Annotated in this window: 28 protein-coding genes, 1 tRNA gene and 2 pseudogenes; 8 read left to right on the forward strand and 23 right to left on the reverse strand. The window is 49.1% G+C overall.

Features of this window, described 5'->3' with window-relative positions:
* The 3 genes and pseudogenes from WHJ28_RS05530 to WHJ28_RS05540 all read right to left on the reverse strand — a co-directional run.
* Positions 1-307, reverse strand: a pseudogene (locus WHJ28_RS05530) (ribosome small subunit-dependent GTPase A); the annotation flags it as partial.
* 839 nt (positions 308-1,146) lie between these two features.
* The gene (locus WHJ28_RS05535; RefSeq protein ID WP_340040445.1) at positions 1,147-1,665 is read right to left on the reverse strand and encodes a TIR domain-containing protein; all 519 of its coding nucleotides are present in this window, start codon (positions 1,663-1,665) and stop codon (positions 1,147-1,149) included.
* Positions 1,666-1,679: 14 nt separating this feature from the next.
* On the reverse strand, positions 1,680-2,552 hold the full coding sequence (locus WHJ28_RS05540; protein ID WP_340040446.1) for a macro domain-containing protein: 873 nt from the start codon (positions 2,550-2,552) through the stop codon (positions 1,680-1,682).
* Between the two features lie 238 nt (positions 2,553-2,790).
* On the opposite strand from WHJ28_RS05540, the gene WHJ28_RS05545 reads away from it, so the two are divergent.
* The gene (locus tag WHJ28_RS05545) at positions 2,791-3,960 is read left to right on the forward strand and encodes an IS3 family transposase (RefSeq protein WP_340040447.1); all 1,170 of its coding nucleotides are present in this window, start codon (positions 2,791-2,793) and stop codon (positions 3,958-3,960) included.
* Between the two features lie 88 nt (positions 3,961-4,048).
* Here the strand turns inward: WHJ28_RS05545 and WHJ28_RS05550 are convergent, their stop codons facing one another.
* Complete coding sequence (locus WHJ28_RS05550; protein ID WP_340040449.1) at positions 4,049-5,587, reverse strand: recombinase family protein; 1,539 nt, start codon at positions 5,585-5,587, stop codon at positions 4,049-4,051.
* Positions 5,584-6,213, reverse strand: coding sequence for a helix-turn-helix domain-containing protein (locus WHJ28_RS05555; RefSeq protein WP_340040451.1), 630 nt, complete (start codon positions 6,211-6,213; stop codon positions 5,584-5,586). Before WHJ28_RS05555 ends, WHJ28_RS05550 begins: the two co-directional genes overlap by 4 nt.
* 363 nt (positions 6,214-6,576) lie before the next feature.
* On the opposite strand from WHJ28_RS05555, the gene WHJ28_RS05560 reads away from it, so the two are divergent.
* The 4 genes from WHJ28_RS05560 (at position 6,577) to WHJ28_RS05575 (ending at position 9,044) form a co-directional block, all read left to right on the forward strand.
* Positions 6,577-6,810 carry a hypothetical protein gene (locus WHJ28_RS05560; RefSeq protein ID WP_340040452.1) on the forward strand — a complete coding sequence of 78 codons (234 nt, stop codon included), beginning with the start codon at positions 6,577-6,579 and terminating at the stop codon, positions 6,808-6,810.
* A gap of 83 nt (positions 6,811-6,893) precedes the next feature.
* The gene (locus tag WHJ28_RS05565) at positions 6,894-7,982 is read left to right on the forward strand and encodes a hypothetical protein (protein WP_340040454.1); all 1,089 of its coding nucleotides are present in this window, start codon (positions 6,894-6,896) and stop codon (positions 7,980-7,982) included.
* On the forward strand, positions 7,951-8,535 hold the full coding sequence (locus tag WHJ28_RS05570; protein WP_340040456.1) for a hypothetical protein: 585 nt from the start codon (positions 7,951-7,953) through the stop codon (positions 8,533-8,535). The genes WHJ28_RS05565 and WHJ28_RS05570 overlap by 32 nt, the downstream gene beginning before the upstream one ends.
* 308 nt (positions 8,536-8,843) lie before the next feature.
* A complete protein-coding gene (locus tag WHJ28_RS05575; protein WP_340040458.1) occupies positions 8,844-9,044 on the forward strand; it encodes a hypothetical protein in 201 nt (66 codons plus the stop codon).
* 21 nt (positions 9,045-9,065) lie between these two features.
* On the opposite strand, the gene WHJ28_RS05580 is transcribed toward WHJ28_RS05575, so the two are convergent.
* Both WHJ28_RS05580 and WHJ28_RS05585 read right to left on the reverse strand, forming a co-directional pair.
* Positions 9,066-9,428, reverse strand: coding sequence for a winged helix-turn-helix domain-containing protein (locus WHJ28_RS05580; RefSeq protein ID WP_340040460.1), 363 nt, complete (start codon positions 9,426-9,428; stop codon positions 9,066-9,068).
* 201 nt (positions 9,429-9,629) lie between these two features.
* Entirely contained in the window at positions 9,630-9,776 is a 147-nt protein-coding gene (locus WHJ28_RS05585; protein ID WP_340040462.1) for a hypothetical protein, read from the reverse strand.
* Between the two features lie 429 nt (positions 9,777-10,205).
* On the opposite strand from WHJ28_RS05585, the pseudogene WHJ28_RS05590 reads away from it, so the two are divergent.
* Positions 10,206-10,774, forward strand: a pseudogene (locus WHJ28_RS05590) (Rgg family transcriptional regulator).
* Positions 10,775-10,795: 21 nt separating this feature from the next.
* Here WHJ28_RS05590 and WHJ28_RS05595 read toward each other — a convergent pair.
* The 5 genes from WHJ28_RS05595 to WHJ28_RS05615 form a co-directional block, all read right to left on the reverse strand.
* Entirely contained in the window at positions 10,796-12,031 is a 1,236-nt protein-coding gene (locus WHJ28_RS05595) for an MFS transporter (protein WP_340040464.1), read from the reverse strand.
* A complete protein-coding gene (locus tag WHJ28_RS05600) occupies positions 12,028-12,327 on the reverse strand; it encodes a hypothetical protein (protein ID WP_340040466.1) in 300 nt (99 codons plus the stop codon). Before WHJ28_RS05600 ends, WHJ28_RS05595 begins: the two co-directional genes overlap by 4 nt.
* A gap of 3 nt (positions 12,328-12,330) precedes the next feature.
* Entirely contained in the window at positions 12,331-13,038 is a 708-nt protein-coding gene (locus WHJ28_RS05605; protein WP_340040468.1) for an ABC transporter permease, read from the reverse strand.
* Positions 13,031-13,762, reverse strand: coding sequence for an ABC transporter ATP-binding protein (locus tag WHJ28_RS05610; protein ID WP_340040470.1), 732 nt, complete (start codon positions 13,760-13,762; stop codon positions 13,031-13,033). The genes WHJ28_RS05605 and WHJ28_RS05610 overlap by 8 nt, the downstream gene beginning before the upstream one ends.
* A gap of 135 nt (positions 13,763-13,897) precedes the next feature.
* Positions 13,898-14,545: a TetR/AcrR family transcriptional regulator gene (locus WHJ28_RS05615; protein ID WP_340040471.1), complete on the reverse strand. Its 648-nt coding sequence runs from the start codon at positions 14,543-14,545 to the stop codon at positions 13,898-13,900.
* 766 nt (positions 14,546-15,311) lie between these two features.
* Here WHJ28_RS05615 and WHJ28_RS05620 point away from each other — a divergent pair.
* On the forward strand, positions 15,312-15,686 hold the full coding sequence (locus tag WHJ28_RS05620; protein ID WP_340040472.1) for a hypothetical protein: 375 nt from the start codon (positions 15,312-15,314) through the stop codon (positions 15,684-15,686).
* Between the two features lie 37 nt (positions 15,687-15,723).
* Positions 15,724-16,725 (forward strand): type II TA system antitoxin MqsA family protein, encoded by a 1,002-nt coding sequence (locus WHJ28_RS05625; protein ID WP_340040474.1) that lies wholly within the window; start codon positions 15,724-15,726, stop codon positions 16,723-16,725.
* Positions 16,726-16,841: 116 nt separating this feature from the next.
* Here the strand turns inward: WHJ28_RS05625 and WHJ28_RS05630 are convergent.
* The 11 genes from WHJ28_RS05630 to WHJ28_RS05680 form a co-directional block, all read right to left on the reverse strand.
* Positions 16,842-16,933, reverse strand: a tRNA-Lys gene (locus tag WHJ28_RS05630).
* A gap of 26 nt (positions 16,934-16,959) precedes the next feature.
* Positions 16,960-17,442, reverse strand: coding sequence for a phage holin family protein (locus tag WHJ28_RS05635; RefSeq protein WP_340040475.1), 483 nt, complete (start codon positions 17,440-17,442; stop codon positions 16,960-16,962).
* A gap of 1 nt (position 17,443) precedes the next feature.
* Positions 17,444-18,820, reverse strand: a complete 1,377-nt coding sequence (locus tag WHJ28_RS05640) for an N-acetylmuramoyl-L-alanine amidase family protein (protein WP_340040476.1) — start codon at positions 18,818-18,820, stop codon at positions 17,444-17,446.
* Positions 18,817-19,167, reverse strand: a complete 351-nt coding sequence (locus tag WHJ28_RS05645; RefSeq protein ID WP_340040478.1) for a hypothetical protein — start codon at positions 19,165-19,167, stop codon at positions 18,817-18,819. The genes WHJ28_RS05640 and WHJ28_RS05645 overlap by 4 nt, the downstream gene beginning before the upstream one ends.
* A gap of 13 nt (positions 19,168-19,180) precedes the next feature.
* Positions 19,181-19,522: a hypothetical protein gene (locus WHJ28_RS05650; protein WP_087270281.1), complete on the reverse strand. Its 342-nt coding sequence runs from the start codon at positions 19,520-19,522 to the stop codon at positions 19,181-19,183.
* Positions 19,523-19,527: 5 nt separating this feature from the next.
* Entirely contained in the window at positions 19,528-19,902 is a 375-nt protein-coding gene (locus WHJ28_RS05655; RefSeq protein ID WP_340040482.1) for a hypothetical protein, read from the reverse strand.
* Positions 19,902-20,564 carry a hypothetical protein gene (locus tag WHJ28_RS05660; RefSeq protein ID WP_340040484.1) on the reverse strand — a complete coding sequence of 221 codons (663 nt, stop codon included), beginning with the start codon at positions 20,562-20,564 and terminating at the stop codon, positions 19,902-19,904. Before WHJ28_RS05660 ends, WHJ28_RS05655 begins: the two co-directional genes overlap by 1 nt.
* Positions 20,543-20,707, reverse strand: a complete 165-nt coding sequence (locus WHJ28_RS05665) for a hypothetical protein (RefSeq protein ID WP_162611091.1) — start codon at positions 20,705-20,707, stop codon at positions 20,543-20,545. Before WHJ28_RS05665 ends, WHJ28_RS05660 begins: the two co-directional genes overlap by 22 nt.
* Before the next feature lie 4 nt (positions 20,708-20,711).
* Positions 20,712-21,299, reverse strand: coding sequence for a phage upper tail fiber protein (locus tag WHJ28_RS05670; RefSeq protein ID WP_340040487.1), 588 nt, complete (start codon positions 21,297-21,299; stop codon positions 20,712-20,714).
* Position 21,300: 1 nt separating this feature from the next.
* On the reverse strand, positions 21,301-21,441 hold the full coding sequence (locus tag WHJ28_RS05675) for a hypothetical protein (RefSeq protein ID WP_340040489.1): 141 nt from the start codon (positions 21,439-21,441) through the stop codon (positions 21,301-21,303).
* On the reverse strand, positions 21,438-21,713 hold the full coding sequence (locus WHJ28_RS05680) for a hypothetical protein (protein ID WP_340040491.1): 276 nt from the start codon (positions 21,711-21,713) through the stop codon (positions 21,438-21,440). Before WHJ28_RS05680 ends, WHJ28_RS05675 begins: the two co-directional genes overlap by 4 nt.
* Between the last annotated feature and the right edge of the window lie 12 nt (positions 21,714-21,725).

Raw genomic sequence — 21,725 nt, forward strand, 5'->3', positions numbered from 1 at the left:
GAGCCTGACCGGACACGCCGACCGCTCTCCGGACAAAGAGACTCTTTCTCCGCAGCACTCGATGGATGACTGCCAGCTCCCCCTCCACCGTCACCATGACATAGTCGCCAACGGTGGGACATTGGGCCAGTTCCTCTGTCTCATACCGAAGTTTGCCGGATATCTCCGCCAGCAGTTCCTCCTGCTCGGTCGCAATCTTATACTTTCCCCTGTATTGGGCGGCTACTCTGGCCAGCGTCTCTTCCGGATATAAAGTGGCTTCTGCCAAAAAGCGTTCTGAAACGCCATAATTTTTCAGTTGATGCAATGTAATAACCTCCATTTTGATCGTCTTTCCTTGTCGAGACGGAAGGAGGTCTGTCCCAATTACTTCGTTACACCTCCTTCCATTCTTACAATCTCCATTTTCTTTGTGTTCATCATAAAAACACACTCCTTTCTTCTATAATTGCTTGATTATAGCATAGATTTGTTCCAACGGGAAGATACCATCTGCCAAACAGGCTTTCATGTACCTTTGTCAGGAACTCTGCTATACTGAGAGTGTCCGCGCTTACTTTGCCATGCTCGCTTTGGCCGTACCGCACAAGGCTCCGCTGGTATTGCCCATTCTGGATATGATGCGTTGGGCCAATGTGACGGAGGGTGAGTTTTCGGAGAATGAAGATGTCGCAACCTCCTTTGGACAGCCTCTGCCATGGGCTTATCTCTGCTATGTACGGGAACCCCAAACAACAACGCTGCTATAGAGCCATTCTAATCAAGGGTCTGAATTTCCGGTTTTAGCTGTTTCAAATCTTATTTTCTCCTGTTTGCAAATTGGATAACCAAATTATTTCCAATACCCCTACTCATCGAAATTCCCTGTCATATCAATGCTTTGGCAAAAAAACGAGGGCCGACTTTTGGGACAGTCCAAAAAATCTGTTCCAAAAGTCGACCCTCGTTCATTTGGAACGGGTGGACAGTTTCGAGGACACCCATGAAATTAGTTTCCACCAAATCAAACTGGGATTCAGCAAATTGGTTCTGGTTAAAAAGGGCGATCAGCAGGATGAGTGCACTCCAATATGGAACATCAAAATATTAGAGATGCCACTTGCTAAAAATCTGCTTTAATGGGGAAAATATTATCTACATCTATTGTCACATACCTAAAGCCTTTTTTACCGCAGAGTAGTCCCAATAAATGGTTCCATCACTCCCCCTATAGGCCATGGGCACATGCTTTCCCGTGTACCTGACCGAAAGTGGGCATTTGGACTTATCAACAGAAACATCATTGTATAATACAACAATATCAATCCCTGCGTTTATCGCCTGCTCACACTCATACTTTATAAAACTGCGCTTATCCGTGAAATATCCCCTAGTGCAGTAGCTTAGATAGTTGTTGTAACTTCTACAAAGGTGACAACTTCCCTTCGTAACCGTGTCAGTATGATCCCCAACAATTAAAACGAATAGTTTAGATGCATCCATCCGTTCCTTTAAGGACCGCTTAATTGAACACGGCAAACTTGTGTCGCGAGCTTGCTTCATAGCATGAGCATCGTGAAAGTCAAGGCTCCACTTATTACTATTCTTCCACTTATAAATTTGTTCGATTGCATCAAGGTCGTGGTCCCAGTCGCCGGCTATGTAAGTCTTATTTCGATAGGCCATGACATATCCTCCACTTATCTAAAATCTGGATTATGCTGTATATGGTAAAAATCGATTTCATTCGCACCCAAAGGATAAATTACAAAATTTATCTGCTTGTCGGCGTAAGTATTATGAAATCCACTAATCTTCAAGGTCCATAGCATTACTTCCAATAACTCTTGCTTTGACGGCTTACCATTTTTAAATCTTGTTATACCGGCCCCCATCAAAGGAATATTAATAGTTCTTCCTGCGTAAATTCTATCAATATTTGCCCAAAATCGCATCCAAAATCTGATATATTCCTCAGCCGACAGCCAAGCCTCGTTATCAGCACCAAACTTTGTAAATGCGGCTAAAATATAGGCCTCAAACTCGACAACACTTCCGATTTCATATTGTACTTGTTTACCGACTGGTCGAGAAGAAATTGTTCTAAAATTACCTGGCTTATTAAGAATTTTATCATTCTCGATTACTTTATTTAGTTCATCAAGTTTACCTGCCTGGATAATTTTTTTGACATACTGTCCATGTAAAGAGGATGCTGCAATAATACGATCATCCACGATTGTATCATAAAAATCGTTGACCGCTATTACGCTTATTTCTCCTATCCGTTCTGCTGGTGCTTTATTAATCTGATTCCAGATATCTCCGACTAGGACTTTCACTTTAGTATGATTGATTTTTAAATCGGCATAATCTCTGCGATTGGCACAATACCACATTTTAATAAAAATTAAAATAATGAGAATTATAAAGGGAATTGCAATACATAAAATATTATCTACAAAGTCAGTAGCTGTGGCAAAAAAAGACATCAGAGTTACTAGAGAGCTAATAACTCCTAAAACAGCTAAATATCTGCTCCACAGAGTTTTGTCATAGAATTTGACTTTCATTTCTTACTAACCCCATCCTACTTCAACGGCAACATTTATTAATTTGTCATATATTATAATGTTAATTTGTTAATTTTGCAATAAACATCCACGTTTAATTTTGTCGTCCATAACAAGATTGATAAAAATAATCCCCCACCTATCCTGAAGCAAAAATATCTCTTGCATCACATACAACTTTCTCTGTAAACTTTGAAAGCCATTAACGATCTAGTATGAGTTCAAGGAGAAATAATCTGTGAAGCTTAGTATTGAGAAAAAGAAAGAATTGGTATCCCTATATTATCATGGAATTCCTGTTTCTGAGATCTGTCAAGAATATCAAATTTCCAGAAGTACCTTTTACACATGGATTCGGACCTATCGGCCTATCGAATCTCAAAACAGTTCCCGTATAGTTACCCCGAAAGACTTTGACTCCCTTCGCCGCCACTGTGAAAAACAGGAGCAAATCATTGCGGTGCTGAAATCCATTCCCTGTATTGCCAACGCTACCACACAGGAAAAGCTCGCCGCTTTGGAACCACTCTATGGTAAATTCAATGTCCATGCTCTTTGTGAGGCACTGGACGTTCCAAGAGGAACTTTTTACAACCACATCAAGAGGAACAAACGGAATAACAGTTTCCAAGCAAAACATCGAGAAGAATTACGAAAAGAGATTCAAAATATCTTTGATGAGAACCGACAAGTATTTGGATGTGAAAAGATCTGCGCTATACTTCACGAGCGCGGCTATCAAGCAGGTACAACATTGGTGCGGGAACTCATGCATGAGATGAGTCTGAATAGTGTGTCCTCCACCGCTAAACAACAATGGAAAACATTGAACAACTACGAACAAAAAACAAACCTTCTCAGAAGAAGGTTCTATGCAGAGGCCCCAAATCGGATCTGGGTCAGTGATGTTACATACCTAAAAACAAAAGGCCGACGTTATTACCTCTGCGTTATTCTCGACTTATTTTCCAGGAAAGTAGTCGCTTATAAAATTACCACGCACAACAGTACCCAATTGATTACATCTACTTTTAAAATGGCCTATAAAACAAGAAATCCGGGAGAAAATCTGATATTCCACAGTGATCAAGGTAGCCAATATACTGCCCGCGCATTCCGGCAGCTACTTAAGAAATTGAAGATCACGCAGTCATTTTCCAATGCGGGGACGCCACACGACAACGCCGTTATGGAATCATTTTTCTCCATATTTAAGAAAGAGGATTTTTACCGCAGTAAATACCGCTCTGAAAAGGAACTAAGGAATAAAATCGAAGAATATATACTGTTTTATAATCAAAAACGCCCCCACACTACCCTGAACTACAAAACGCCAGAGCAATATGAGGACGAATACTTTCAGAAGCTCAAAAATTCCATTTATGGAATCGAGGGTTCGAATTTCTGATTTTTTGCTGTTTCAAATCTAATTTTGGCCTGTTTGTAAATTGGATGTCCAGATTTTCTCTGACACCCCTGCTCATTAGAAATCCCTGTTATATCAATGCTTTGGGCAGAAAAAATAAGGGCCGAATTTCGAAACAGTCCAAAAAAACTGTTCCAAAATTCGACCCTCGTTCACTTTCAGCCGCTCCGTCCACCTCTGCCAATGTGATTGTACGGTTATCCCCGGAGTAGTTGAATGTGATTGTCACGCGATCGTCGTAGACAAACACCACATTCACGAAGATATCAATGATCCGGCGCTGGCTCTCCGGCTCATCAAAATTGAGTGAGCGGAATTGCAGCAGAAAAAATTTGATATGGTCCTTGGTAAGGCGAAGACCGCTGATCAGTTCTGCATCCGCCAAAGCGGTTTCCAGCGCCTCTTTTTGCTGCTCCAGTTCGTCCATACGGGCCTTGGTTGCCGCATTGAAAATCCCCGCTTCCAGCGCACGCACCAGATTGGCGGTGGCTGCCTCCACCTGTTTCAGCTCCTCCCGGAGAGAATCCGTGTAGGAAGTTTCGGTGTCTTGTGCTATGTAGTATTGATAGGTCTTGTCCGCAATAAAGTCAATCATTCCATCGCTCATCACAATGGACTTGGCCTTTTCCAATACCAGTTGTTCAATCCACTGCTTATGAACCGCGCGCTTTCGGCAGGTGTGGTTCTTTTTCTTTTCCAGGCAGTTATAATAGAAATATTTTGTCCCGCTCTTTCCGGTCCCGCACTCTCCTACCATGGTGTGGCCGCATAGGCCGCAGAACAGTTTACCAGTCAGCAGATACTCCGCTTTTGTCCATCTCCGGGCTGGCGCCCGCTTATTTTGGACCAGAAGACGCTGTACCTTGGCAAAGGTCTCAGGATCAATCAAGGCAGGAATTTTGGCGTCCGGGTACTCCTTACCGTCATAGTGGTAAATGCCGATGTATTTCTTGTTTTTCAGCACAGCCCGGATGCTGTTAATCGTCAGCGGCTTGCCCTTTTTGGTTCGCAGACCCTCCGCGTTGAGGTGTTCAATAATCTCTTTTTGGGTATTGCCTGCGGCGTACATTTCAAAGATGCGCTTGACCAGCGGTGCGGTCTTGGGATCCGGCTCCAGGTGCTTATCCGGCCCTGTCCGATATCCCAAGGGGAGCGTGCCGCCCACGCTCTGGCCTTTGCGGGCTGCGTTGTCCATACCACGTTTTACATTGGTGGCCAACTGTACGGAATAGTATTCCGCCATTCCCTCCAGAACAGCCTCCAAAATAATGCCCTCTGGGGTATCCGGAATGCTTTCCGCCGTGTAGAGCACCTTGACGCCGTTCTTCTTACAGCGGTATTTGTTAAAGGCAATTTCTTCCCGGTTACGCCCAAAGCGGTCGATTTTCCAGATAATGATTGCCTCAAACTGGTGCTTTGCTGTGTCCTTCAGCATCTGTTGGAACTGTTCCCGGTCATCATTTCTGCCCGTCTGCGCCCGGTCAATATACTCGTGAATGATGGTGTAGCCGTGTTCTCCAGCGTACTTGTAGGCGGAGGCCAACTGCCCTTCAATGGACTGCTCCCCCTGCTTGTGGCTGGAGTATCTGGCGTAGACAACGGCGTTCATAGGTCTTTCCCCCCTGTCAGGGGCGGCAGATCCAGTGCCATGCGCACCATGGCTTTCTCTTTTTGGGGGGCCTGGTCATAAGCCCTGGCTACCTGCCTGGCCTCCGCCGTAATGTCCGTAAGCTGATAGTTCTGGTCACCAGTCCACACCTCCAGCGGAACCCCCAGTGCATCGGACAGCTGTAGGGCGATGGGAAGCGGCGCGTCCTTCATCTGCCGGATGATGATTGTTCGTATCTGCCGGTCAGTCAGTCCGCTGACCTGCGCCATACCCGGAATATCCACTCCCAGCTGGTTCATCACATCCATAAAGATTTTATAGAAGGGGGGATGTCCCTGCTGGCACAGAGAATTGAAGGCGGCCTCCTCCGCAGAATCTCCCATCAAATAGTCCGCAGAGACATTCAACTTTTTTGCATACTCCTGTACCTGGGTGATCTTGGGAATCCTCTGCCCAATCTCATAGCGGCTGAGAACCTGCTTGGAGGTCCCCAGCAGTTTCGCAAATTCGTCCTGTGACATCCCCTTTTCCTTCCGGATCGCCCGCAGCCGGTCACCGAAGGTAACATAGGCCACATCCACTTTAACAGCCTCCGTGTCCGGGTATTCCTTTTTGAAAAACTCCATAGGTTGTCCCTCCTTTTGGTATGACTACCCCTATTAAAGCATATCTCGTCAACAAAATCAAGTCATTTTATATGTAATGCTGATTTTATCACCAAATAGTTGATTTTGAAAAGTTTCTTTGCTATACTTGGTACATCAATCCACTGGATGTCTTTCTTTTACCTAGTAAGTCACCATTTGATTGACAAACAAGGGGGTGAGACCAAACCGACACCGCAATCCAGATCATCCCGGAACGGATTCCCAAAGTGGAACAAAAAATACTGTGCGCCACATTTCTGGAGGCGGTACTCCGATTTTACGACGATCCCAAGAACAGGGACGCCTTTGAGCGGTGGTGCACAGAGAAAGGAGAAAACACAGTTGGACAAGAAGACAGCGCAGCAATTGCGGAGGGATTATCCTAATCATGTTCCTTTGGATGTAGCCTCCGCCTACCTGGGTGTGTCGCCTCGGCAACTATCCTGGCTGATTGCCGAGGGGCGGGAACCCTATGCGTCCATTGGCGGCAATATTGGCAAGAAACAGCGGTATGCCCGCGTCTATACCGAGCCGCTCATCGCTCTGCTGTGCAGCAGCGATGACGCAGACCCATAAGAGATTTTGACCTGCGCCGGGCGGCGCGGCGACGGCCAAGCTGCCGTTTCCGTGTCCGCCCGGCAGTTTTAAGGAGGAATGCAATGAAAACAAAACTGCATGAAAACCAATTGAACCTGCTGCGCCATCTGGCGCGGTTTCAGCTGCTGTCCTATGCGGACTGCCTGACAATGCTGGACATGGAGGGAACAGCCAGCCTCAAGGCACTATCCTACGCCTTCCGGCCATTGACAAAGAATCGGTATGTTTCCAAGCAGAGAGATGGCTGTGTGTCCATTTTGGCGAAAGGCCGCGCTCTGTTCCCGGAACTTGTACCGTTGATTTCTACCGGCGGCGGTGCGGCGGAACGCCGCCGAGTCATGGAAGTGTCCCGCATGGCCGCGCTGATGGAGCGAAACGGTGTCCCTGCGGCGGGAGAGCTTCAGGAAACCGCAATGCCGTATTTTATTCCCTCTGCCTGCTGGCGCAGAATTGTACCGGGCATTCTGTCCACCACGCGTTTTACCGGGATACTTATTTGCGGTGAGGAACGGCTGGCAGTCTACGACATTGGGGATGGCCGCATGGAGTGGCAGGGTCGGGCGGAGGGTTCGCTGTTCCATCCACGGTACGGCACTTACGAGGTGGAGGCTACCGGGATGCTTCTGATTTGCCGGGACGGGCTACGAAACAGCATAGCGGAGCAGATCATCCGCTACACCATGTGGCAGAGGCGGCAGCTGCTCCGCGACCGCCATCCTACCCAACGGGAACGGCCGGTACGGTGGTCCCGGGCACCCATCCGTCTGCGGAAACTGTATGGGCGTGTCTACCTGACAACGCCGGCCCAGTTTCGACGGGATTTGAACCGCATTCTTTACCTTCCCCACGAAATTGAGGCACGGCGCGGCGAAGGCGTCCTGCTGCATGATCCGGCCCAAGGGGACTATGAGCGGGACTCCTACCGTGGCTTTGTCTGCTACGCCACAGATCTCTTGAAATATGTCTATTTTTTCTCCGCAGTACGGACGCTGATGCGGATCTTGCACGACCCGAACATTCCCTCGCCTTCTCTGAGATATGAGATCTACATTCAAGAGAGGGATGAGGAAGTTCTTGCGCTATACCCGGACTGCCTCGATTTGGAGGGACTGAACATCTATGTATATCAACCTGAAGAAAACCCTGAGTGACATTGAGCGGCGCCTGCCGGATGGGAGGGAGCCGACACAAAAAGAACTGCGTCAAGCTTACCTTGCGATCCTCCGGCTGCGAAGCCAAGTGTTGGCGGTACTGCGGGATCAGGAGGATTTTGAAAGGGTTGTTGGACAGTGTGATGACACCTTTGCCTCACAAATGAGTAAAGGAGAACTGTGTGGAAAGGCCGTCACGCTTACTATCCAGGAGCCCTTGCCAGCCCAGAAAGAACTGACATCGGCAGTGGAGGAACACTGGGTAGACATGATGCGCACTACCTTTCGGAAGGCGGCAGAGCAGGGGCCGCTCCCTCATTTTCAGAAGGCCATGGTAGAGATCCTCATTGCCACCCCCAGCGGTAGTGACAACACGAAGGTATGGGATACCTCCAACCGGGCCATCCAAGTCATTCTCAACAACTTGAAAGGCGTATTCTTTCCCGACGATGATCTGGAGCACATGGCCTTTTCGGTAACTGGGAGTTGGACGGAGGAGACTGGATATACCACCATCCGGGTTTCCAATTTCAACGAATGGCGGCAGGTTTGACAGGACGGATTGCCGTTCTCCATGAGCATCCGAGATTCTCATGGGGAAGGAGCGCAGAGATTTCATAAACTGCCGCGTTGGATGTGAAAAGTTCGTGAATCGTTCTATTCGTTCTGCAACGAGGTCTATTCCAACGGAGGGGTTCTGTGTGTATGTTCCCAGCCCCCAATATGCTCGTTTGAATAAACGCCCCGGTGGGAATGGCATCCGCCATTCCCACCGGGGCCATCTCTTTCAGTTTACGGTGTTTGCCAAGCAAATTCCCTTGCACTTTGGGCAAACATTTGACAGAATAAGGAGAGACAATTTTGGACAAGAGGGAGATGAGAACCATGCCGGACAAGGGCAATCTCACACCGCACGTTGACCAGTACCCAGAGAACAATACAGTATCTTCCCAGCCGCTCCAAGTTAATGGGCGGGAATTAACAGATGACGAAAAGATTGATGCGGTCGCCGCCCGGATTTTGGAAAGATACAAGGAGGCATTTCTGGAGTTGGCAAAATGAGTAGGTGCCTGTTGACAGATTCTATTCCCCCGAGGGATCTTCCACTTTGTATCCTGCCCTGAATACCGTTTTGATGTAGACCGGATGCTTTGGATCCGGCTCCAACTTCTGCCGCAGCCGGAAGATGGTGTTCTCTACTGTGTTGGAACCATAGGGGTACACCTCATTCTCCCAGGCTGCGGCATAGAGTTGTTCTCTGGTATAGACCCGACCTGGGGCCTTTGCCATGCAGTAGAGCATAGCATACTCACCGTGATTGAGAAGGACTTCTTTGCCAGATAAAAGAACTTGATGGTATGCGGGGCGAATTTCGATATTTCCTATCAGAAGTCCGGAGGGAGCGGGAGAAACAGCATCAATGAGCTCTACATTATTGCTCTGCAAAATATCAACAATGGATTTGAAAATGCTGCCGTCCGGATCTGCGGTTCGGATGATGATGATTTTCTCCGCGCATTCACCTCCTTAAAAGATAGGGAGCCATCAGGCAACTTGGGTGTTCTCATAGCAACCACTCATGGTATGCGCGTGCCAATCGCTATAGCGGCATTTTCTTTTCCTGCTGCCCGACACGATTAGGTTAGGTTATATCGAAAAAGTGCTTTTTAATGTCTTGCCCAAAAGCTCGATCTTCCCAATTTTCTCTAAATCTTTCCGCAACTGCTCATCACCATTATTTTTTCCAGCTACTACTTTAATAATTTTCGTTCCGGGTATAGTAGTTTTGTTCATCGATACCACCTCCTTTCGTTTTCATTATAAAGTTCACAACTATTAGTGCGAAAAAAGTCCGAGTATTCAAACCATTTTCCATGTGTGTGATATAATGACTGCCATAGGATGAGAGGTGGTAATATGCAAACATATGGTGCAACAATCCGTCAGATTAGATTGAGTAAAGGTTTTACACATAAAGAGATTTACACTGGAATCCTGAGCAAATCCTTTGCGATTGATTTTGAAAAAGGGTTGTATGACATCAAGTTTCATCTCATGCTGAAAATTCTTGATAGGCTAATGATTTCCGTGGATGAGCTGCTTCTGATTCATAGTCAGTATAAAATAACACCTTGCCACGAACCTCTGCTGAATGTAAATCTTGAACGCTTGAAAAACGACCCATCTTATTCTTCTGATATAGAAAAACAACTGTTTGAGGAAATGCAAACCGACAAAACTTCGTCCAGCAGATTACAATACGCGGAAATAGTAGTGTTAAGATGTGTATATGGAGATCCTGAGTATCAAAATCTGCCTGAGTATCAGACCGCAAAGAATTACATTCAGAAATACTTATTTGATGTGGAAACTTGGACCTTATCTGAATTCCGTGTTTTCTCAGACATGAGTTTTATTTTTGAAAACGGCGATGTAAAAACATCACTCTTTATTACGGCCTGGGATACATTAGAGAAATATAAAACCCACCCGGATTATCAGATATATCTATCCCATTATTGGTGAATAACCTATATCAACTGATTTGTAGCAAACAATATGCTCTTGCGAAAAAAGCTATTGATAAACTTCAAGAACTGACGGTTGATCCCAATATGCTATCCTGGAAAGTCCCCATGCTCTATTATGAAGGCCTATTCAATTATGTAACTGGAGATCCACAAACCGGGATGACCCAAATCCAAAAGGCAAAGCAAATTTACCGCTTATGCGGCAATGAGTTTATGGTGGAGCAAATGGAAACGGGCTTAAAATTCATACAAGGTATGTAAGATAGAAGCTGGGTTCCATATTCATTCCTTTTCTAATCTTGCAAAAAACCTTGTTGAAGCAAATCCAATGATACATACCAGCAATCCGCTGGGGATCAGCACCCAATAGGGACTATCTGAAAACCAATCAAACAGCGCTCCATAGATGATCTGTCCTGCAGGCTGGGCACACATGGCAAGAGTGAATACATAGGACATGATCTTTCCCATCAAATGTTCGGGAGTTCGAGACTGGATAACAGAGATTGCATAGGTGGAAAACAGACTGCATCCAAATTGCCCAAGGCTGAACATGACAAGGAGAATGATGTAAATACCGAGAGGCCCTACGGGTAAGAGAAAAGCAATTCCCGTTGGAACGAGGCTAAGGCCAAGTCCAATGAAGACAAAGGCCAGCCAGCGCAAACGGAATTTCTGCGCTGTAATTCCCACAAAGAGGCTGCCCAGCACGGCGGCTACACCCATGACACTCTCCGCTGCTCCGTAATACTCTGCCGAGAGCCCAAGAACAGTCCGCACCAAGTAAGGAAAGCCGACCACCACCGTACCGGCTACAAACAAGCTGGCCAGGGCTGCAAGCAGGAGCAATTTGAGGATACCCGGCTGCTCCCGGCGCAGGAAGTGAATGCTGACGGAGAAGTCCTCTCTAATGATCTCCCGGACACTCATAGTGACTTCTGCCTTCTGATAGTCCAGGCGAATGAAGCATTCCAGAATGGCGGTGAGGAAAAAGCAGGCCACCGTTCCCCAGAGGACCGGAGTAAGTCCAAAAGCAGCGTAGACCAGACTGCCCAGAAACGGAGTGATGAGTCCGGCAATGGCCTGTACTTGATTTACCGCCGCATTGCCTTTCATCAAATTGTCTCCAGAGAGCATCTGGGGGATGCAGGCCTGTACCGTGGGAGACTCAAAGGCGGCTAGGACAGACAGGATCACCAACAATGCACCGATGACCCAAATATCATGTCCAAAGGGCAACACCAATCCCGCGACCAGCACAGTGAGTCCGGAGAGGGTGTCCAGCCCTACCATGATGTTACGCCGATTGGCTCGATCCGCCAGAATACCGCCAAAGGGTGACAAGAGGATGGTAGGCAGCATAGCCACGGCCAACAAAGTCGCAAAAATGGACGCCGATCCAGTCTGCTCCAACACATACATGGAAAGGGCAAACTTTAGGGTGTAGTTGCCAATGAGGGAACTGACTTGCCCCAGAATTAGAAAAGTAAAATTGCGGGTAAACAGTTTGTCTTTCATTTTTTCTTCCTCCGAAAACAGATCGCAGTCAACACATCCCCTGCCAAACCGACGGCACTTAATCCTGCACACCACACCGCAGCAGTTCGGTTTCCACGCTCCGCCATACGCCCAGCAAGCAGTAGTAATCCGACTTCAGCAGCCAAGGATGTCCCTCTGGATACGCAGCGAAATAAGCGGCTGCGATTCCACGCACGATTTACGGTTTTGGCCAGATGATCTGCTGCGGTCTCCACCCGTCGTTCAAAGTTTGCGGCTGCCCTTTCAACTTTTTGGTCAAATTCTCGTTCTGTCATGTCTCATACCTCCATGTTATTTACTTGTCTCAGTAGATTTTGGATTGCCAAAATTGCAAAAATGCCTGCCATGCTGAAAACGATTCCCATAATCGGCAAGAATGCCAGTGCTGCGCTGATAACCTGGCACACCAGCGCAGCCAGGATGACCGATGCCACAATAGTCACTGGAACCGATTTCTTACGGAATCCGAACCACAGGGAAACCACACCCAGCAGCCCCGCCAGAATGGAGCAACAGAGCAGGAAACCCAGGGATTGCAGAATCACCTCTATCGTCAGTTGGTCAGAACAGAGCGGAAACAGTGATTCTGTTAAAAAGAACACTGCCTGGATCACCGCTCCGCACAGGAGCATAGTGCCAACGGTATAGGCAAACACCAGCACCAGCTTTGCACACAGCACCTTTTCCCGGCTGATTGGATAACTCAACAGCAGAATTGCCCGTTTCCCACGATATTCCTCCACCACAAAGCGGGAGGCCATGACTGCCGACAGAATCGAAAAAATCGCCATACAGACCAAACAGGTTATCCCCATCAGGAAGGGATACTGGGAGAACAATTCCGCATCCGGCTCGGTGGGGTCCATATAGGGGATGGCAGCCATCAGGTATTGGAGGCCAAGCATCGTCACTCCGCAAATCAGGTCTGCGATATGGTAGGAGCGCAGACGGTTCCGTTTTAATTCCAATGCGATTAGTTTATGCATGGTTAGCACCTCCCTGGATCAGCGAAATAAAATAGTCCTCCATATCGGAAGGATGTTGTTTGCAGATGTCCGTCATTTCCGCTTCTCGCACGATAGTTCCGTCCACAATGACACCCACACGATCCGCGATCTGCTCGATTTCCGACAGAAGGTGACTGGACATCAGAATGGTTATTTCTTCCTCCTGCACCAAGCGGCGAAACAAAATACGCATCTCCTTCATTCCCACAGGGTCCAGACCGTTGACCGGTTCATCCAGGATCAACACTTCGGGCCGATGGATGATGGCCCGCGCAATGGCCAAACGCTGCCGCATACCCAGGGAGAAGGTAGACACCGGCTGATTCCCTGTACCTGGCAGCCCCACACGGCAGAGCGTTGGTTCCACATCGGTATCCTCGATTCCCATGTAAGCCAAATGGAGGCGTAGATTATCCGCAGACGACAGATGCTCATAAAATATTGGCGTTTCAATCAGACTTCCGGTGCGTCGAAGGATCGCCTCGTTATCCCGCACACTGTCCAGTCCCAGCACACTGGCGGTTCCGGCAGATGGTTTTAACAACCCCAGCAACAGTTTGAGCACAGTTGTTTTTCCTGCTCCGTTGCGCCCCAGGAAACCGTAAATGCTGCCCCGCTCCACGGAAAAGGTACAGTTCCAGATTACTTCTTTTCCCAAAAAGGTTTTTGTCAGGTTGCTTGCAGAGATTACAATTTGGTCCATGTCATTCTCCTTTCATACCTTCAAGCGGTATGTATTTTGATAAAAAATTTGCCACAGTAATTGACTGCGGTATTTAAAATATAATACCTTCAGAATGAATGTATGTATCCAAAATAAAATTGCCGTGAGGCAATTTTATTTCAGGTCGGGGATTTGCTCAAAAAACTCGTCTACCAGCCGCTGAATGGTATCGTCAAACAGAGGCACGCCCATCTTCTCCATCATCTCCCCGATAAAGGAGAATTTCCGCCGCATCTCCTCTTTGGTGGCCGGAAACACAGATGGCAGCAGCCACAGGCTGGTGAGCAGCGGCAGCAGCTCAGCAATCTCCTTGGCATACTCTGTGTGGATGGAGCCGTCCCGGTTCCCCTCCTCGATGAGTTCCAGAAAATACGGGGTAAGAATCCGGCGGTTGGCATCGATCATTCCGACCAATACTCTGGGATTGTGATTCATCGGAATGGACTGTGCTGTCATATTGGTACGGGCTGTATCTGCCTGATTCAGCCGGACTACTTCACGCAACTTTTGGAGCCCGTTCAGATCGGTGCGACCTTTCACTGCCTCGAAGGGGTTATTTTCAAAAAACATACGGTCACTCACCGCGTCCATGATTTCCTCTTTGGACTTGAAGTGATGGTACACCGCACCTTTCGTAAGGCCGCCCAGCTCGTTCACGATGTCCTGGATTGTAGTGTTCTCGTAGCCCTTCTCCAAAAAGAGGCGTTGCGCTACATCCAAAATCCGCTCCTCGGTGACTTCTGGGTATTTGTTCCGTGCCATCCGCTGTGCTCCTCCCAAAACATTCTCTAAGTATGTATTTATTATATGGGTAGTGTAGTGCTTTGTCAAGATACATTCTAATAGTATCTAAAATGTCAATAATATTACTTTACTTATTGCTTATTAAGAACCTCGTTTAAACTTTTGTTTATTTGCAATGGTTATGTCTTGCCTCATCACAATTTCTGGATCTTCTATATAGTTCTAACTGCGCATTTGGAAAACCGACTTTTTAATGAATAATTTTATTAAAAATAGTCCCTTTTCAAGATAAGTGTTGCCAAAATTACATCGCCTAAATGTAGGACGTGACTACTGGGTACACCACAATTTGAGCGGTTACTCAATGCAAGACATTAAGGGTGCCACACCATACGGATATAAAGCAACGCTTAACCTAAAGGGGAGTAAAAATATTGTTAAATTTTAGTATCACAATTATTTATATGCTTTGATGTGAACAAAAAATTATATTTGTTTGTTGCATGGATGTATGCAACTGTTGCAATCTATACATTGTATAATGAGGGACAAAGTATTATCTAAAATATGGCACTATATCTTACCTGTAACGATCAATAGAGGATTAATACCCAGAAAACGACATCAGACTTTATGATCTTGTAAGAGTAGTTTGATTTCATATTTAATTTAAAATGTAAAATAAGTAATATCTTTAGACGCGCTGATAAGATATTGACAAAATCTTATCAGCGCGTTAATATGTAGATACACAAAGGGAACGAGGTGAAGAGTCACGAGTTGTTTGAGCGAACCGGATCAGGCCCGAGTGAAAATCTTTTTGGAGCGGGCAAAAGCACTTTTTCCAACAAGTCAATATACTTTCAAACCATCTGATAAGAACCGGGAACTCGATATTGAGTTTAACCTGCGTGACCAGGAAAAGGTTGAAATACTCAAATCATTGACAGTGGAAGATTGTATTGAGATCAGGCAGAACGACAATGTTCGATACCCCGATGCTGATATATTCATTTTTATGAAGCAAGTGAACTTAGAATCATATGGTGAAGAGATAACAGCGACATTATATATCAAGGACTACATCATTACTGTACCGCCAAACATGGAGATGGTAATAGTAATCTCGTTCCACAGGGAAGGAATGCACGATATGTAGGAGGCGCGACGTAACAAGCAAATAGGAGGAAAGGATTATGGAGCGCATTATGAATAAGAGTTTTTGTTTAAGGTGTGGGAGTGAGAGAAGTTACCGAGTACATAGCAGTCGTTCAGAGGCAACTGTGAGGGGGATTTCTTTTAGCTTTGTTGAAAATAGAGCTTATTGCTCTGAATGTGGAGAAGAGGTCTATGTCCCTGCAATCAACGATGCGAATGCGCAGGCTCGTGAGGATGCTTTTCGCAAGGCGTCCGGACTAATTACTATAGATGAAATCCAACGAATTTTGAAAAAATATAATATTGGCGCTGGCCCTTTAGCCAAAGTCCTCGGCTTTGGGGAAATTACCATCAATCGCTATTTAAATGGACATATTCCTTCCAAACAGAATTCTGATATATTGCTAAAGATTTTAAGTTCTCATAAAGAAATGGAAAAATATCTGGAAGCAAACCACGAGTCTGTCGGTACGCTTGCGTACTCAAAATGCAGAGAGCAATTAGATAAATTAAACGAATTGTATGGATCTCGCAAAATTGAAGTTGTAGTCAGATACTTCCTGCGTAAAGTATCTGATATCACACCGCTTGCTCTGCAGAAAATGCTATACTATGCACAGTCTTTTTATTTTGCTCTTTTTGGAACAGAATTATTTAAGGATTCCTGTCAAGCTTGGGTACATGGTCCTGTATATCCTGATGTTTACTATAAATACCGTGAATATGGCTACAACCCTATTGACGCACCGGGGTTAGATTCTGACGAAACAACACAAGAATTAACTACAAGAGAAATTGAATTTCTTGATGCAATAATATCAGCCTTTAGTTGTTACTCTGGTACAATCCTTGAAAAAATGACTCATAGCGAACGTCCTTGGCAAAATGCTCGTGCTGGACTTTTGCCAGAGGATCGCTGTGTAACAGAAATTAATCCTACAGATATACATACTTATTTTCGGCAGATTATTGAAATGTATCAGATTATCAACCCCTGCGATATTAAAAAATATAGTATGGCCATGTATAAAAGTATTTGATTAAAATTAAGACAATAATAAAAGAGATAGAGCCAAGGTCTTACGACCTTGGCTCTATCTCTTCATTTACCGCAAATACATTCTTCACCACAAAAAGGGTTCGTATCTGCGTGTTGTGGTGACCCGTCGGGGATTCGAACCCCGGACCCACTGCTTAAAAGGCAATCAAGAATATTGTAGTAGTAGGTATTTCAACCAATTTACCCCCAGAGTATACCCCCTAAAGCACTCTATTCAGTCATTCGGAGGAGCATTATTCCCTCCCAGTTTATCCCCCGCCTGATCTACTTTGGACTCCAATGCCGCAATCATTTTGGTGAGCCAAGCTGGAATAGGAGCCCCCAGGGCGCCGGCGTTTTCAATGATGCTGCCCGCTTCGGTGAGGATGTACCAGATCACCACCAGAGGGCAGAGCAGCACCGTGTAGGTGAATGGCAGCTCCACTCCGGGCACGTTGCCCAGTAGATGGCCAATAACTGTATCGAGAATGGCCGCCACGATGACGGCTACCACGCTGCCCAGCTTGTGCCAGATGCCGTCCCTAGCCGACTTGCTGGACCACTCCCCCGCCCGCAGGGCGGCAGCGGAGCCGGTGGCGTAGTCGATGAGCATACAGCCCACCCAGGCCACCACTACCCACCCAAACCAGCCCCACAGGGCGGTGAGGGCTGCACAAAGGGCGGCCACCGCCGCTTTGAAGGAATTGATGTGCTCCATGTCAGGCTCCTTTCTCCGGCAGCAGTCCAAGCCGGTCCAGCACCACGGCAGCCTCCTGACGGGTCAGCCCGTCCCGGGGCCGGGTGCCGTCGAAGATCCCGGCGGCCACGGCCTTGCTCCACGCCTCCTTGGCCCAGCCGTCCGGCTCATTGGGCTGCCCGCTCTCCTGGTCCGGCTCCTTGACCTCCAGCCCCAGATAGTCGCAGATCCCGGCGCAGGTGGCCTGGGCCAGCTTGTCCCGGTAGGCGGCGTCCTTCAGCAGGGCCAGGTCCTGAGCGTTGGTGTGGAAGCCGTACTCCAGCAGCACCGCCGGGGCGGTGGTGGAGGCCAGCACCGTGTACAGCTCATGGGCCAGACCGCTGCCCCACAGCACCACGCCGGCGGCGTGGACGCGGTTGATGATGGCGACCGCCAGCTTATTCCGCGCTGCCGTCTCCGGAGGCGCGGAGGTGAAGGCCACAAAGCCGCGGGCGGTACTTCCGGCGGCGTTGGAGTGGAGTGAGACGAACAGGTCGGCCCCCGTCCGGTTGCTTACCGACGCCCGGGCGCTGAGGCCGGGATAGTCGCTCTCCTGTTCCCTGGTCCCCACCACGGTTATGCCCTGGGCCTCCAGCAGAGGCCGCAGGCGGGTGTACATATCCCAGGTAAAGTCACATTCCCTGTAGCTCCCGTCCGGGGCTCCATTGGCACACCCCGGTCCGTGGCCGGGATCCAGGCATACAACAGGCTTGCTCACAGGATTGTCCTCCTTGTCCGGCGGGGTATCCGCCGATTCTTTCTTTACATATACGATGATGTAATTATGGCATTTCCGGCCATCCCCTTTGATGGTCTGGCCGTCAAACCAGCACTGGGCAGACCCGCCGCCGTCCCCCATGACGAAGGATGTGCAGCCGTCGGCAGCCATATCGTCCCGCAGGGCCTCAGGGGTACGAGCATCCGCCGTGCCGTCCTGGGAGGCGTACAGCCGCAGATAGGCGGGCTTTGTGCCAATGCCTGCCCTTCCCCGTTTGCCGCCCTGACCCGCTTTGTCGTAGCTGGGCTTTTCCACAGGGCCGTTGGGACCGATGAGGCAGGTGGTGGACCAGAAGTTGTCCTTGGCGTCTCGGTCCAGGGTCGGCATGATATCGGGGCCATTATCCCAGGCGTAGCCATAGGAACTCCACGGCTTGGGGGAGATCCATATGCCGTCTGCCTTCAGCAGCGGACAGGCGGAGCCGTCCGCGTTCCACATCCCGCCGGTGACAATGTAAATTTTGCAGTCCGGCCGCCTGGCCTGAGCCTGGGCGGCTACCTGCGAGATGGTGTAGCGGAATTTGTTGACGAAGATCTCGATTCCATCGACAGTTGTGATGGGAAGATCAGCAATCAATCTCACTGGCAATCACCTTCATAACTGTCCATGAGGCTCACCATGTCGGTGTAGTCGCCAGCCTGCCACAGCTGGGAGAGGCGAATCTCATTGTCACGCATGGCATCGCGCATGGAATCCCACTCATGGACAAAGGCGTCAGTTCCGACCTTGACCTCATAGGCATGGAAGAAAGCAAAGTCCGGAATGTACTTGGCAGGAACGCCCTCTACGGGGTCTACCGCCCGACCCTGCCGGATGTTATTACGGATCTTAGATGCCGCAACGCCAATGTCAGAGGTTCCGGTCTCTTCGCGGTCCATGTCCGCGCGGGCGTAGATAGCTACTACCAGTTCATTCAGGTTCGTTTTCATAGTCATTCTCCTTTCATTTTACCGCTTGCGTCGGGTCTTTCTGTTGTCCAAAGAAAGTTATGGAACCATCAAAGGCCGTAACGCTGGTAAGCACCACATCCCCTGATTCGCTCTCATAAGTCACGCTGGTACCTGCAACAGCCCAGGTACCGCTTTTCAGTACATCGGAAACCCGCTGTTGCAGGACATAGTGAAAGGCTCCGCTCTTCAGGCCGTGGCTGGAGGCGCCAATCCGAAGTGTCCCTCCGGACCACTGCCCACTGGTGAACGGCACCGTCTTTGCACCACTCCGCAGCACCGTTCCAATAGCCTCATCAATCTGCTGTCCAGTAAAGGCGCCGTTATAGCCATCCATATTCTTCACTCCCTCATACAGAGATAGGCCTCTCCATCCGCAGTCAGGTAGGCATCACTTCCTATCGGAAGATAGAGGTGATTGTCATTCCAGCTGCCATCCTCGCCCTTGGCGTAGAGGGAAATACGGTACTGGCCATCTCCCCGGACCAGGAAGTCATCGTAGACCTCAAAGGTCCTCTGGATGCCGGCCGGGGTGGCCGAGAAGGACGCCACCAGGACGCCCTTCCCTACCCCGTAGTCCTCCCCGGATTTGGTGGCCCGGCACTCAAAAGCCAGACACGTCTGGTCTGCCATAAAGGTCACCGTAATGGCATCAAACCCAGGCTGTGCGGACAGCTTGTCCCGGCTGATGGAAAAGGTCAGCCCCGGCGCACCCATCAGGCAACGCTCCAGGTGCCTGCGGCGTTGCGTACAAAGACCTTGACGATCTTCAGGCCATCGCCGGCAGAGGCAGTCGCCAGGTCGGTACCGGTGATGGTGACCTCAATGGGCGTGGTCTTGGGATAGCTGCCCTCAGCGCCGGAGGTGTTGACAGAGCCGCCGTCGGTGGGGATCTGGGTCCCCGCATCCTGGGTGCTGGAGGTCTGGGGCACCACACACACCTTGTACTCCTCAAAGTCCACATCAACAGTAAAGCTGATCTTGGACTTGTCGAAGCCGCTGATCTTGGAGATCTTGGCCTTGTCGGGTCCGGTAATGGTGACCACAGGCACCGCCGTATTGAGGGTGATGTCGTCGGACACCTCGGCGGACTCGTTGCCCACGTCGTCCCGCACCTTGATATGTACCGTTTTCAGCCCGTCTCCTGCCGTCAGTTCCACAGACTTTTCCGTAGCAAAGGTCTCCCAGCTGGCGGACCCCTCGTCGTCCACGCCGCTGATACCCCAGATTTTCATCTGGTATCCGGAGGTCTGCTCGTCCGATACGCCAATGGTCAGCTTGACCGTGGTTTTGGTGGCGTAAAGCGCCCCATCATTGATGCTGAGAGTCAGGCCGCTGGGCGCCAGGGTGTCCAGCGTTAGGTTGAAGTAGCTTGCCATTCTTCCATCTCCTTTTCATCTTTCAGTTCCAGATAAATGTATCCACCCGGCCTTTCATAGATGGACATTTTCCCAAGACAGGCCGTTTTGATACCCATGTGGCCCACAAAGAGCCCTTCCACTTCCTTTTCACCGATCTTCATTACCTCACCCCATGATCAGATAGAGGGTTTTGGACGATTTGTCCGGGAGGGCGTCATACTCTTCACGGCTCAGGACCCGGATGGTATTGATCTCCTGAGATGATACATTGCCGGCCCCGCCGGAGGGCAGGGGCAGTTCTGACGGGAGATACTGATCCGTCTCCAGATCCCACAGCTGCCAGAAGCCGTCCCCACCCGGAACAGGCGGGTGGGCGTTGAGCTCCCGGATATTTGCCTCCGCCTGTGCAAATTCCGTAGGCAGTTCCGGCCACTTGGCGTTTCCGGACAGGCTCTCCGGCACAAAGACACGGATGATATTGGTGTGCCGCACCTTATCCCCCTGGGTGCCCCGCAGCTGGAGCATATAGAACCCGGACAGGGCCAGCATTTCAGCCGTCAGCGTAACGGACAACACCCTATCCCCCGGTGTCAGGCGGATCACATCCAGCTGCTCCCCAGCCTGCACCAGCAGATCCCAGATCCAGCCCTCCGGAATCAGGCCCTCAACCCGCAGTTCGCGAGTCAGGTTATCGTATTGCCGGGCCAGCACCTGTCCCTCAGCCTGGATGGTCCAGTCCTGAAACAGTATCATCTCACTCCTCCTGACTGTCCACCGGATTCAGAAGGGCCGCGGTCTCCTCCTCCGTCAGCTTGCCGGCGGCCTCCAATGCCTGGATACGCGCCTTGTCCCACAGCCTGGGATAATACAGCTTGGCCAGTTCGTATACGTTCACAGTTCCACCCCCGTCATAATGGCCAAATAGTCCACGTCCGCCCGCAGCTGTTCTTCTGGGGTGGGCATCTGTGGGATCGGCGGCTTCTCGGCCTCTGCGGCCTTCCACGCCTCCCACGCCTCGGTGTCCGGCTCGATGGTCACGGGGTCGGTGCTGGTAATACGGATGAACCCATTGTATTGGAGGTACATGGCTTCCTGTTCAGCGGTCAGCGGCAGGAGGCCGGGTGCTGGGTTAGACTGATTAAAACGAGTTTTAGGGTCGATATACATGACTGGCCTCCA

This window comes from Flavonifractor porci, assembly GCF_037572415.1.
Taxonomy (GTDB): domain Bacteria; phylum Bacillota; class Clostridia; order Oscillospirales; family Oscillospiraceae; genus Flavonifractor; species Flavonifractor porci.

What these genes read in the sequence shown, in the direction of transcription:
- WHJ28_RS05605 (WP_340040468.1), bottom strand. Translation starts at nt 13,038, where the DNA reads ATGCATAAACTAATCGCATTGGAATTAAAACGGAACCGTCTGCGCTCC.
- WHJ28_RS05670 (WP_340040487.1), bottom strand. Translation starts at nt 21,299, where the DNA reads ATGATACTGTTTCAGGACTGGACCATCCAGGCTGAGGGACAGGTGCTG.
- WHJ28_RS05610 (WP_340040470.1), bottom strand. Translation starts at nt 13,762, where the DNA reads ATGGACCAAATTGTAATCTCTGCAAGCAACCTGACAAAAACCTTTTTG.
- WHJ28_RS05615 (WP_340040471.1), bottom strand. Translation starts at nt 14,545, where the DNA reads ATGGCACGGAACAAATACCCAGAAGTCACCGAGGAGCGGATTTTGGAT.
- WHJ28_RS05600 (WP_340040466.1), bottom strand. Translation starts at nt 12,327, where the DNA reads ATGACAGAACGAGAATTTGACCAAAAAGTTGAAAGGGCAGCCGCAAAC.
- WHJ28_RS05570 (WP_340040456.1), top strand. Translation starts at nt 7,951, where the DNA reads ATGTATATCAACCTGAAGAAAACCCTGAGTGACATTGAGCGGCGCCTG.
- WHJ28_RS05585 (WP_340040462.1), bottom strand. Translation starts at nt 9,776, where the DNA reads ATGAACAAAACTACTATACCCGGAACGAAAATTATTAAAGTAGTAGCT.
- WHJ28_RS05595 (WP_340040464.1), bottom strand. Translation starts at nt 12,031, where the DNA reads ATGAAAGACAAACTGTTTACCCGCAATTTTACTTTTCTAATTCTGGGG.
- WHJ28_RS05645 (WP_340040478.1), bottom strand. Translation starts at nt 19,167, where the DNA reads ATGAAAACGAACCTGAATGAACTGGTAGTAGCTATCTACGCCCGCGCG.
- WHJ28_RS05540 (WP_340040446.1), bottom strand. Translation starts at nt 2,552, where the DNA reads ATGAAAGTCAAATTCTATGACAAAACTCTGTGGAGCAGATATTTAGCT.
- WHJ28_RS05550 (WP_340040449.1), bottom strand. Translation starts at nt 5,587, where the DNA reads ATGAACGCCGTTGTCTACGCCAGATACTCCAGCCACAAGCAGGGGGAG.
- WHJ28_RS05565 (WP_340040454.1), top strand. Translation starts at nt 6,894, where the DNA reads ATGAAAACAAAACTGCATGAAAACCAATTGAACCTGCTGCGCCATCTG.
- WHJ28_RS05665 (WP_162611091.1), bottom strand. Translation starts at nt 20,707, where the DNA reads ATGAAGATCGGTGAAAAGGAAGTGGAAGGGCTCTTTGTGGGCCACATG.
- WHJ28_RS05555 (WP_340040451.1), bottom strand. Translation starts at nt 6,213, where the DNA reads ATGGAGTTTTTCAAAAAGGAATACCCGGACACGGAGGCTGTTAAAGTG.
- WHJ28_RS05655 (WP_340040482.1), bottom strand. Translation starts at nt 19,902, where the DNA reads ATGGGTGCGCCGGGGCTGACCTTTTCCATCAGCCGGGACAAGCTGTCC.
- WHJ28_RS05650 (WP_087270281.1), bottom strand. Translation starts at nt 19,522, where the DNA reads ATGGATGGCTATAACGGCGCCTTTACTGGACAGCAGATTGATGAGGCT.
- WHJ28_RS05635 (WP_340040475.1), bottom strand. Translation starts at nt 17,442, where the DNA reads ATGGAGCACATCAATTCCTTCAAAGCGGCGGTGGCCGCCCTTTGTGCA.
- WHJ28_RS05660 (WP_340040484.1), bottom strand. Translation starts at nt 20,564, where the DNA reads ATGGCAAGCTACTTCAACCTAACGCTGGACACCCTGGCGCCCAGCGGC.
- WHJ28_RS05680 (WP_340040491.1), bottom strand. Translation starts at nt 21,713, where the DNA reads ATGTATATCGACCCTAAAACTCGTTTTAATCAGTCTAACCCAGCACCC.
- WHJ28_RS05625 (WP_340040474.1), top strand. Translation starts at nt 15,724, where the DNA reads ATGGAGCGCATTATGAATAAGAGTTTTTGTTTAAGGTGTGGGAGTGAG.
- WHJ28_RS05535 (WP_340040445.1), bottom strand. Translation starts at nt 1,665, where the DNA reads ATGGCCTATCGAAATAAGACTTACATAGCCGGCGACTGGGACCACGAC.